The organism is Allobosea spartocytisi (genome assembly GCF_014764685.1).
GTDB classification, from domain to species: domain Bacteria; phylum Pseudomonadota; class Alphaproteobacteria; order Rhizobiales; family Beijerinckiaceae; genus Allobosea; species Allobosea spartocytisi.
The window spans coordinates 1-10,308 of sequence record NZ_JACXWY010000046.1 but is presented as its reverse complement, the minus strand read 5'-3'; the positions used below and the strand labels follow the sequence as shown (position 1 = coordinate 10,308).

At 62.0% G+C, this 10,308-nt stretch carries 10 protein-coding genes and 1 pseudogene; 5 read left to right on the top strand and 6 right to left on the bottom strand.

Annotated elements, in window-relative coordinates; translation table 11 throughout:
• Positions 1-348, top strand: a 348-nt coding sequence (locus IED13_RS28185) for a hypothetical protein (RefSeq protein ID WP_191126102.1), incomplete at its 5' end; no start/stop codon positions are given.
• 25 nt (positions 349-373) lie between these two features.
• On the opposite strand, the gene repC (IED13_RS28180) is transcribed toward IED13_RS28185, so the two are convergent.
• The gene (gene repC, locus IED13_RS28180) at positions 374-1,564 is read right to left on the bottom strand and encodes a plasmid replication protein RepC (RefSeq protein WP_191126101.1); all 1,191 of its coding nucleotides are present in this window, start codon (positions 1,562-1,564) and stop codon (positions 374-376) included.
• Between the two features lie 307 nt (positions 1,565-1,871).
• Here repC (IED13_RS28180) and IED13_RS28175 point away from each other — a divergent pair, with 307 nt between their 5' ends.
• Together IED13_RS28175 and IED13_RS28170 are read left to right on the top strand one after the other, a co-directional pair.
• Positions 1,872-2,201, top strand: a complete 330-nt coding sequence (locus tag IED13_RS28175; RefSeq protein ID WP_191126100.1) for a helix-turn-helix domain-containing protein — start codon at positions 1,872-1,874, stop codon at positions 2,199-2,201.
• Positions 2,202-2,289: 88 nt separating this feature from the next.
• A complete protein-coding gene (locus IED13_RS28170; protein WP_019200226.1) occupies positions 2,290-2,661 on the top strand; it encodes a helix-turn-helix domain-containing protein in 372 nt (123 codons plus the stop codon).
• Positions 2,662-2,694: 33 nt separating this feature from the next.
• Here IED13_RS28170 and repC (IED13_RS28165) read toward each other — a convergent pair whose 3' ends face one another.
• From repC (IED13_RS28165) to IED13_RS28145, 5 genes are all read right to left on the bottom strand, one after another.
• Positions 2,695-3,930: a plasmid replication protein RepC gene (gene repC / locus IED13_RS28165; protein ID WP_191126099.1), complete on the bottom strand. Its 1,236-nt coding sequence runs from the start codon at positions 3,928-3,930 to the stop codon at positions 2,695-2,697.
• A gap of 193 nt (positions 3,931-4,123) precedes the next feature.
• Positions 4,124-5,110, bottom strand: coding sequence for a plasmid partitioning protein RepB (repB, locus tag IED13_RS28160; RefSeq protein ID WP_191126098.1), 987 nt, complete (start codon positions 5,108-5,110; stop codon positions 4,124-4,126).
• Positions 5,107-6,330, bottom strand: a complete 1,224-nt coding sequence (gene repA, locus IED13_RS28155; protein ID WP_061979486.1) for a plasmid partitioning protein RepA — start codon at positions 6,328-6,330, stop codon at positions 5,107-5,109. The genes repB and repA overlap by 4 nt, the downstream gene beginning before the upstream one ends.
• Before the next feature lie 480 nt (positions 6,331-6,810).
• The gene (locus IED13_RS28150; protein ID WP_191126097.1) at positions 6,811-7,980 is read right to left on the bottom strand and encodes a site-specific integrase; all 1,170 of its coding nucleotides are present in this window, start codon (positions 7,978-7,980) and stop codon (positions 6,811-6,813) included.
• A gap of 7 nt (positions 7,981-7,987) precedes the next feature.
• Entirely contained in the window at positions 7,988-9,082 is a 1,095-nt protein-coding gene (locus tag IED13_RS28145; protein WP_191126096.1) for a hypothetical protein, read from the bottom strand.
• A gap of 62 nt (positions 9,083-9,144) precedes the next feature.
• On the opposite strand from IED13_RS28145, the gene IED13_RS28140 reads away from it, so the two are divergent.
• Both IED13_RS28140 and IED13_RS28135 read left to right on the top strand, forming a co-directional pair.
• Positions 9,145-9,417 (top strand): type II toxin-antitoxin system Phd/YefM family antitoxin, encoded by a 273-nt coding sequence (locus IED13_RS28140; RefSeq protein ID WP_191126095.1) that lies wholly within the window; start codon positions 9,145-9,147, stop codon positions 9,415-9,417.
• Positions 9,404-9,849: pseudogene (locus IED13_RS28135) on the top strand (plasmid maintenance toxin (PemK-like)). Before IED13_RS28140 ends, IED13_RS28135 begins: the two are co-directional and overlap by 14 nt.
• Positions 9,850-10,308: the final 459 nt, after the last annotated feature.

The window sequence follows — 10,308 nt, the reverse complement described above, 5'->3', positions numbered from 1 at the left end:
CCCGTCGGCTCGGCCGCGGTGAAGCCGGTTGTCGTTACGCCCGACTACGATGACACACCCGCCACAAGGCCTGCGCCGGCTGTGCCGGTTGCGACGCGCGGCCAGAAAGAAGCTTCCGGGGAAAGGCAACGCGACCCGAAGTCGCGCGGTCGCAACGACAATCCCTTCGAACCCTATGGCGAGCGTTCGTCGTCGCGGCCCTACGCATTGAGACTGCCCGACGCGATCGACCTGGTCGTCCGGCAAATGGCCGCCGAGCAGCGCACCCACCCGCTACGCATCGTCGACAAGATCCTGTACGACGGCCTGAGGCGGCTCGGCCGATTGCCGCCTCCACCCGAGGCTTGAGGCCGCTCTTCGTTCCACGTGCAGTTCACGCTGATCGTTCTTTCAGTCGGCGGGCGGACATCGCCATCAGCATCGGCCACATCGAAAACTGCCCGGCGGCCGCGCGTCGTGTGAGATTGCGTAGATACCCCCCGGGATTCTTGATCGCAACGCCGCGCTGCAGGATCGCCGCGACGACGATCGCTGCCTGTGTTTCGCCCATCGTAGTGCCCGCCTCCTCCCAGGCGCTGGGGCTGATCCCGAGCATCGGCCGAACGATCGCAGCCGTGCTGAGGAGGTCGCGATAGGAACGGATCTGATCGCGCGCGTAGTCGATGATGTCGGGGCAGGCCTCGAGCACCACGCGCAGCGGGACATTGTCAGGCCGAACCGTGCGATGGTCGGGTTCCGCTTCGATCGAGAGCACCGCGTTAGCCGCCGCCGGATTGAGAAACGCACCCGTAGCGGCCTCAGAATCATTCGGCGCCGTCGTAGTCCGAGCCTCGCCAAGATTCGATTCCAGGATATTGAGGACGCGATCGGCAAGCTCCTGGAGCTCGATGACGATTGGATCGAGGACTTCTGCCGTCGGCGTGCGCGGAACGCGCGCGACGATGGTCTGATATTCCCCGTGCAACGCGAGCCAGTCGATCGGGAGGTTCGCCTCGATGCCGGCAGCTATCATTTTCACGACGTCGCGCCGCAGGACCGTGAAACGTTGCCGACGATTGCGCAGGAGCCGCACCTCCTCCTCGATTTGGCGCGCCATCCGGTCAAACTCACTCGCGCGCGCGATGATCGGCCCAAGGTCGAAGCCGTAGGCGACTTCGACGCCGCCATCGACGGATTTTCGCGCGAAGCGTTTTCCGTTTGGGCTATCGCGGCGCAGGATCAGACCATGAGCGACGAGGACGGCCAGGTGGCGCCGAAGCGTGGAGGCCGCCATTCCATGCGAGCGCAGCGAAAGATATCGATTTGAAGGATAGACCACGAGATCGGGCGAGCCGGCTGTCAGCACCGCGTCTGGGTGAAAGCTCAGCAGCGCGCTGAGGACGATCAGCGCGCGATCGGGGACGCCGAGCGCGGACCGTGCTGCGCTGATGTCGCGGAAGACCTTCCACTTGTGCGCTGACGTGCCTCGCGGGCATTCGCGCACGAGCGCATTGATCCTCAGCGTCCCGCGAGAAAGCCCCCGGTTCCCAAACGGACTGCATGGTGTTTGGCCAAGCTCCTGCATTCGCAACCTCTCCTTCCGAAGAGCGCGGGCAAAGAAAATCCGTGGCGCGAAAGCGCACGTCTCTTGAACTGTCAGGTGCTGCGATCTAAGATGCCATTGTGAGTTATTGGCGTCGCAGGCGATTGCCGTCGCCCGACCGCTTACCCTCTTGAGAGACCCGGCTTTGCCGGGTTTTTCTTTGTCTGGGCTCTCTTCTCCTCGTTGAATCGAATCCGTACATTATATTGAATGTTGACGAGTCGTCCATGCGGGGCGCTTGTTGCGATCCATGCTTATTGCGGCTGCTTTCGCAGCTTGGAGATGACGGATGTTGAGCAATTCGCGTACGCGCAAAGCCGAACGAAATTCAAATGAGCACTCGCTGTTGCGAGCGTTTCAAGCACGCCTGGAAAGCTTGCGCAGCGAAACCGGGCTGAGCCGCCGAGCCTTCGCCGACCGGCTCGGTATTCCTCGGTCGAGCTACTTTCATTTGATGAGCGACGCCGGAAATCCGAGCCTCGACACGGTCGAGCTCATTGCGGCGCGCGTAGGGGTCCATCCGTCGGAGCTATTCCCAGCGCCCGCACCAAGTTCGTTCTCAGAGACGCCAGTGTCCGATCCAGAAGGCGAAACGAACCGAGTCCGCTCAACCACTTAGGCGTGGCCAACACCCACAAACGTCCAATATACTAGACGTTGGAAGCGTGCTACAATCACGCAATTGTTACGGTCTAGTTTAGGACAATATGGCCCCGGTTCGCAAACCTCTGCCTGTCGATCACTCGATGCTGAACGAGATGCTCGCAATTCGACTCCAGCAACTCGAAATCGAAAACGGCGGCATGGAAGCCTTTTTGCCCAAAACTGGGCTCGCGCGCGGGACCTATTATACGATCCTGCGCGGCATCGGGAATCCGACCTTGAGGACGATGGAACGCATCGCCTCGAGCTTGAACATGACAGTGTTCGAGCTGCTGGGGTTCGAGGTGTCGGACGCAAAGCGAGCGCTGCAGAAGAGCGGCGTAGACTACGATGAGCTAGCGTCGGCGATCGCGAAGAAAAATCGCGCGGATCGAACGCTCGCGCGCCAGACGCGCTCGAAGAAGCTGCCGATCTGACTCGTTCGAGCGGGAAAAAACGCCGAGCGTGGGTCATGCCCGGCGTTTCTGGTCACGCAGCTTCGAATTGATCTGGGCCATCAGGATCGGGCCGAGCGAAAATTCGCCGGCCGCCGCCCTGGTGGTCAAACCGCGCAAATAGCCTCCGGCCGAATTGATTGCACCGCTTCGCTCGAGGATGCAGGCCACGACGATGGCCGCCTGGACCTCGCCCATCACGGTTTGCGCCTCCTCCCAGGCGCTTGGACTAATCCCGAGCATGGGCCGGACCACCGCGGCGGTCGCCAAAAAGTCGCGCCAGTTCGAAATCCCGCCCTTGGCGTATTCGGCAATCTCCGTGCACGCCTGCATCACAAAACCTAGGGTATAGGTCCCTTCCGGCATCCTCGGCGTTTGGTGTTCTGGCTCCGCCCTCGCCCCCCCGCCTTCTCGAAGGCCAGGTTCAAGTTCAATAAGGGGATCTGTATTTGAATTCTGTATGTGACGCCCGGAATGGGACTCATTGGCGCTTAGATTCTCTGCTTTGATATGATTTTTCAACAGGCTGAGGATGTCATCGGCGAGTTGAGAGAGCGTCTCGGCGATCGGTTCGAGCTCGGCGCACGTAGCGGTTCGCGGAATCGCATCCACGATCGCGCGGAAGCCCTTGTGAACCTCGTGCCAGTCGGCAGGCCCCTGCCCTGCCCTCCGGGTCGGCACGCCCTCCTCTATCCCCGTAGAAATCATCTTGGCGATGTCGCGCCGGCAGATCGTGATCCGCTCGCGCACGAGCTTCAGCGCGCGGGCGTCTGCCTCGATCGCCGACGCCAGGCTCTCGAACTCCCCGGCCCGGACGACGAGCGGTGAGAGTTCGAACCCGAAGGCGAGCTCGATCTCTCCGCCACGGCCCTTGCGGGCGTATCGTTTGCCGTTCGGGCTGTCGCGACGAATGATCAATCCCGCGTCCACAAGGGCCGCGAGGTGCCGTCGCAACGTCGATGCTGGCATGCCGTGCGCGCGAAGAGCGAGCTGATAATTCGACGGAAAGACGATGAGATCGTCATCACCGCTCAGCGCGGTCTCAGGGTGAAATGACAGAAGGGCATTGAGCACCGAAAGCGATTGCTGGGACACACCGAGGCGTGTTCGAGCAGTCGAGATCGTCTTGAAGATTTGCCACTTGTGGACGATCCTCTCGGGCGGTCGGGACGAAGCGGCTACCTGCGTTGCCACATGGGCGAGCGTTAGTGATCGCCGCCCAAAGGGCGTCGTTGATTGATATGGTTCCATGTCTTTGCCTCAGCCGGGCAAAGAAAATCTGCTCGCCAAAATGACGCCGTCTCGCATTCGAGACTTGACTGCGATTCGCGGAAGTGATTCTCTATCAGTCGCCAAACTAAGACAGAGGCTTCCGGGACGGTGACGTTTCGGGGGCCTTTTTCTTTTGCCGCTACGGTTCCTTTCGTGTTTCAGGGTACGCGGTTCACGCATCAGCACGGCGCTTGAACGCCGCGTAGATCTCGGGCAACTGATCGACGAGGTACGCTCCGAAGTCTGGGGCGTGACGGTTGTCGATCGTGAGACGAGTTTGATCCTTGGCTCGCTGGATGCGAGCGACCTGCTTTCCATCGTCGGATTTGACGATATGCGTCGCAGGCTTCTTCGGACGGCGGACCAGGGCCTTCAATACGCGCTCGAAGCGAGCATCACTCTGTGCTGTCTGAAAATCCGGATCAGACACGGCTTCGCGCCATTTTTCATCGCCCTGCTTCACGAGCGACGCCAGCTGCTCCCAACGCGGTCGTCCGATCTTTGGGGCCGCGCCTATGGCGACGATCAGGTCTTCGGGAAGCTCTCTGACAAGCGAAATCATCGTCGATAGATTTCCCTTCGGGACCGAGAGCGCTGACATGATAGCCGTGCGCGAGAAACCACGATCTTCAAGCCGGGCTGCGAACAGCGCTCGCTCGATGAACGAGAGATCCTTGCGATCCGTATTCTCTTTTCCTTGAGCGACGATCAGTTCCTCGTCGCTGAGCTCGCGCACGATCGCCTTTACAGGGCGCCCGAGGGCACGGAGCGCGGCGACACGGCGATGCCCATACGCGGCTTGATAACGTCCGGGGGCGTCTGCGCGAGGCCGAACGAGGATTGGAACCTGTTGCCCATCTTCCGATAGCCCTGCTTTGAAGGCCTCGAACTCGTCGCCGTCGCTCACATTGAGACGATCGCGTATGAAAGCTGGATCGACGAGGTTGGGGTCGAGCTCGACGACTTGTGCCCCCGAGGCGAGCTGCGCTCGGAGCGCATGTGCCTCGTCGGCATCGTCGGATAGGCTCTGCAGAGAGAGACCCATCGCTTTGAGCGAACCAGATGACACAGGCGAGCGTGTCGGCCTATCTTCGCTCGGGGCGGGCGGCGCAGTTATAGGCGCCATCATGACTTTGAGCTGATCGCGGCGCTTGTTCATGTCGCCCTCCCCCAAGACTCGAGAACAAGATTCTCGATTTCAACATGGACCGTGTCGAGCGCCTCGATCGCCCGGTCATAGGTGCTGCGCGTGAAATTCTCGCGGCCGATTTCGTAAAGGGTCTGCTTCGTCAACCCAGCGTCAGCAATCGCCGTCGACTTGAGTATAGGCGTTGTCAGGACGCGTTCGCCGAACAGGCTTCGCATCAAGCCGACGATCTGTCCCTGTGGCCCGTCGGAAGGCTCGTAACGCGTGATCGCGTACCGAAAGAAGTCGTAGTCTGCGTCGCCACCTGCCTGCTCGACGACGTCAAGAAGGCTTGAGGTCATGTGCAGAAACTGCGACATCGACGCGACATCCAGCATTTGAGGATGAATCGTGACAAGAACGCTCCTCGCGGCGCAAAGCGCCGAGAGCGTTAGGAAACCGAGCGACGGGGGGCAGTCGAGAATGACGACGTCGTATCGGTCTTCAACTGAAGCCAACGCCGTCGCGATGCGCGAAAAAAACATTCGGTCAGAGCCACGGCGGCGCTCGGCGAGCACGCGCGGTGTGTCGTGCTCAAACTCCTGGAGCTCGAGATTGCCTGGGACGATATCGAGCCCTGCGAAGTACGTCGTTCGAATAATATCGCTTAACGGGCGCTGTTGGTCGTCGTAGCGGATAGCACCGTAGAGAGTGTCGTTGTCCTGTAGGTCGAATTCAGGCTGCAGTCCGAAGAGAGCTGACAACGACGCTTGCGGGTCGAGATCGATCGCGAGCGTCCGAAATCCGCGCATCGCAAAATATTGTGCGACATGCGCGGCCGTTGTCGTCTTGCCCGATCCGCCCTTGAAATTCGTGACTGCGATTACCTGGAGATGATCGCCCGCACGACGAGTTGGCAAATAATTCGGCTTTGTGCGCGCGAGCGTCCGACGCACTTCGTGGATTTGCTCAAGCGTAAACAGACGCCGGCCGCGGGCGTTCTTTTCGGTCTCTGGCACGTCACCCGCGATCGATAGCTGGCGGATATAGGCATCCGTGACGCCGATCAGCTTCGCAGCCTCGCCGGAGGTGAATTTGCGAAGCTCCTTCTCCGCCGCTGGAGGGAAGGCACGAGTGCGGAGTTCCTTCAGCTGTGCGCTGAGCAGATCAGCGTCGGACTCGATAAGACGCGTCAATGAACGCACCTTCTTTCCGGTGCGATGACTGGGGTCAATTTGTGTCAGGTCGGTCATCTACGCTCGATGTCGCTATTTTTCGTGTTGAGCGTAAATTCTCTTGTTCTTCCGAGTCGGTCAAGCGATTTAGAGTTAATGCGCGTTAACCATTGTGGCGAGGCCGGCGTACAGTCGGAAATGCTCGCGGGCTCGGATCGCTATACAGAGAGGAGACAGTTGCTTGCGGTCGTATATGATTCGCGTCGCATCGTTGAAGCTTCGGTTCGCTATCGGTGTCGGAGACCGCCACGAAAAGTTCTCAGCTGAGAACTTTCGCAATGACATGATCCAGCGGGGTTCGCGCATCCGGGGGATTGTCCTAGCGAAGCCAGCTGCATGCGCAGGAACTGAAACGGGGCTCTTCCGTCAGGGAGTTCTCAGCTGAGAACTTCCGACACTGCGCGCCCGTTACATCCCAAAACGCGGCGTAGCCTGGATGGTTTGCGGTTTTTGGGGCGGTTGGCGTGGTCTGTTCGGACGCGTTCTTGGTGATAACGTTTATACCCCGAGCCGTGCGGCCCTGCCCTGCGCGCGCTCCGCCTCGTTATAATAGCTCGCCGCCTGCTGGACCGACCGGTGCTGCGACTGCTGCATCGCCTCAGGCAAGCCAATGCCCTGGCGCGCTGCCTCGGTGAGATATCCCGCGCGCAACCCGTGGGCTGCGAATTCCTTGGGATCCAGGTCCGCCATCGCGCAACGCCGCTTGACGATCAAGTTGATGGACTGCGGCGTCAGAGCGCGGTCCTCCAACGCCTCCCACCGGTCAATCGCACGAAAAACAGGGCCCCTCTGAATGTCGGCCCGCAAGAGCCACTCCCGCAACGCCTCGACGGGAGGGCCGACGAGAAAGACCCTCCCCGCATCGTCTGCGTCGCCGGTCTTTGTGCGCCCGAGCTGGATCGAGACGCATGGCAAGGTCGGCGACCTCGGATCGAGCGGATCACGCAGAACGCCCGGTTCGTCGCTCAGCTGCTCCATCCGCAGGCGCGCGACCTCGCTCCGGCGGCGGCCTCCTGACGCGAACGCCAGCAGCAGAATCGCGAGATCTCGGGTGTCGGCCAGCCGATCCGTCGTGCAGGTCGCCGTCAGCCGGTCGAGGACGTCGCGCGTCACGGCGCGCTTGCTCTTGCGGCGCCGCGGCCGCGGCGAAGCGCGCACCGCCAGTCGCACGGCCGAGCGCAGGCTCGGCGCGGTGAGCGGACTTTCGATCCCCTTCCAGCGATGCAGCGTCCCCCAGCTTGCAAGGCGGCGCTTCACCGTATTCGGTGCATGCGGCCCCTCGCTTCGCAACAGGCCGTCGGCGTGCAGTTCGGCTGCGACGTCGGCGGGCATGCCGTGGTTCGGATCGCTCGCGCGATGCGCGGGATCCCACAGATGATGCGCGACAAACTTTAGCGCCAGCGCCTCAGGTGCCGGCCACCCCAGAGGCTCGCCGGTAGCCGCTAGCGCCCAGGCTTCGAGATAGGCAAGATCCGACGTGAGCGCGCGAAGGCTGTTCTCGCCCATGCCTTCCTTAGCGAGATGCTTCAGCGTCGCGACGTCGTCGTCGGTGAGCAGCTGCGCCAGCCGATCGCGCCGGTCCATCGGCAGGATGGCCGACAGCGTGTCGAGCTCGAGGGCGCGTTGCGATTCGGCATCGAGGGATCGGCCTTTGACGATATCGTCCATGGTGACCTCAGAAGCCGTAGGTTTGTTCGGCCCAGCGCAAAAGCACGGCGGCGTTCGGATCGGGCAGGCGCACCCGCTGGGCCTTGAGGGCGTCCGCGATCGCGAGACCGACATCGGCCTCCACCCAGTGGCCGTGCGTCATGAGAAAGAACCAGCCGAAGGGCAGGGCGATCTCGCGGTCGATCGCCTCAATGCGATCCATCAATTGATGAGCGGTCGTCTCAGGCGTCATGAGCAAGCGGTCGCTCGGCATCTTCAATGGCCGGGGAATGAAGCCGACTTCGCGCTCGCCCTTGTGGCAGTAATCGCGAGCGTCGAGCGCCCAGTGCGTGAAGACGCGCTGCGCGCCCGCGCTCGAGGCTTCCCAGTCCCGGAAGAACCTCACCTCGCGCGGCACGAACTCGAAATAGTCCGGCACCAGGTCAAGGAACGGCGTTTCGCGCGTCACGCCGCGCGGTCCGGTCTCCCGGACGACACGCCGCTCCATCTCGGGACGCTTGGCCTCGCGCTTTTCGCGCTCCACGCGGCCGCAGCGGTCGAGGAAACTGCGGACGTGGACGAAGGCCCCGCCGGCGCGGTCGAGCAGGCGGTAGAGGGGGCCGACGAGGCGAGCCGAGTCGGGCAGCGGCTTATCTCGAGGCCAGCTCGGGTCGAGCAATTCCTGCGCACCCCAGGGCCGGTAATCCCGATTGACGATCGGGCCGGCGCGCCACTCGATCTCGCGGCCGAGCGCGATCTGGATGTAGTCGGCGGCCGCGGGACCAGTCGCCGCGAAGACGAAGGCGCTGGTGCCGCGCCACTCGGTGATCTGCAGGTCGGTTTCCTTGAGGCGCGACCAGACCGCCTTGACGTCGCCGCCGTCTTTGGCAAGTTCGGCCGTCAACCACGGCCGCAGCTCCCCGACGCGCGTGCCATCTGGCCGGATCACCGAACGGGTGTCGCGCCAATAGTCGTCATCGATCCGAGCCACGCTAAAGTCAAAGCCGGGAAAAGCCGCGGACAGGGTGGGGACCAGGTCCGCATCGGCGGACGCGGATGGAAGTGTCGCCAGGATCGCTTCCAGCGAGGCCTTGTCGGGCAAGCGAAGGGGAGGGAGGGTCATTGATGGACCTCTTGCGGGATTGTCGGGATTTCCGTATATTCCGGAATAAAGGAGAACCAATCATGGCTTCGACCGTGACTGCCGCCGAGGTCTCCAAGAATTTCGGCGCCTACCAGGATGCCGCCGTGCGCGAGCCGGTGGTGATCACCAAGAATGGCCGGCCGCGTACCGTGCTGATGGCCTATGAGGATTTCGTCCGAATGTCGAAGCGCGACCGGCGAGTCCAGCGCACCGCCGATCTGACCGACGCCGAGATCGAGGCGGTCGAGACTGCCGAACTGACACCCGATCCTGCGCATCTCAGTGCCTCCGCCGGTAAACATGCTGCCGACTGAGTCCGCGTCGGCTGGATTTTTCGCTACGCATACTTGTGGGACTGGCAGCACCGTGAAGGTCGCGAGGAGGGCGACAAGGACCGTCCGTGCCTGGTACTGGCGATTGTCATGACGACGGAGGAGGGCGCGCCGATCGTGCGTGTCCTGCCGATCACGCACACGCCGCCGGAGAACCCGGCCGACGCGATCGAGATCCCGGCCGACGTCAAGGCGCGCCTGCGGCTCGACGCCGATCGCTCGTGGATCGTGCTGACCGAGAGCAACCGCTTCGCGTGGCCCGGGCCCGACCTGCGCAACATCGATACGGAGAGCGGCTACTACGGCGCACTGACGCCGGGTCTGTTCGCCGAGGTCAAGCGCCGCTTCGTGGCTATCGCGCGCGGTGAGGTCGTAACCAGCGCGCCGCACCAGACCGTGCCGCGGACCGAGTAAGGGCCGCCCCGCACGCCGGCGACAGCCGAAGGCATCCGAAGGAGGGGAGGGGGCTGGCAGCGGTGGCGTCCTCTTGTCGATCTGAGACCCGGCGCATGCGGTTTTCCGGGCTGATGACGCTAAGAATCGCTGATTTGCGGGCGAACGTCCAACACTATCGATAAGGGACAGTTATCGATAGTGATGAAAGCACGCGAAGAGACATCGCTATGACGGAAGCCAACCTCATGATAGCTTCCGTTACATAAATTTGCATTAAGGTTATCAAAGTGTTGCAATCGACCTACCGCGTCCCAGATCCGCTACCCTGGACCCAGATCGCCGGGCTCCTTTGTCGCTTTCCCTTCCCAATTTCAATTTGAACCGCTTAAGGGGACGGCGACGTCTTGCGTTCCCTTTTTGATTTCATGCTCTTCCGCCCAAGGATATGATCTCGTTGCGCTTTCTACTCAGAGTCCG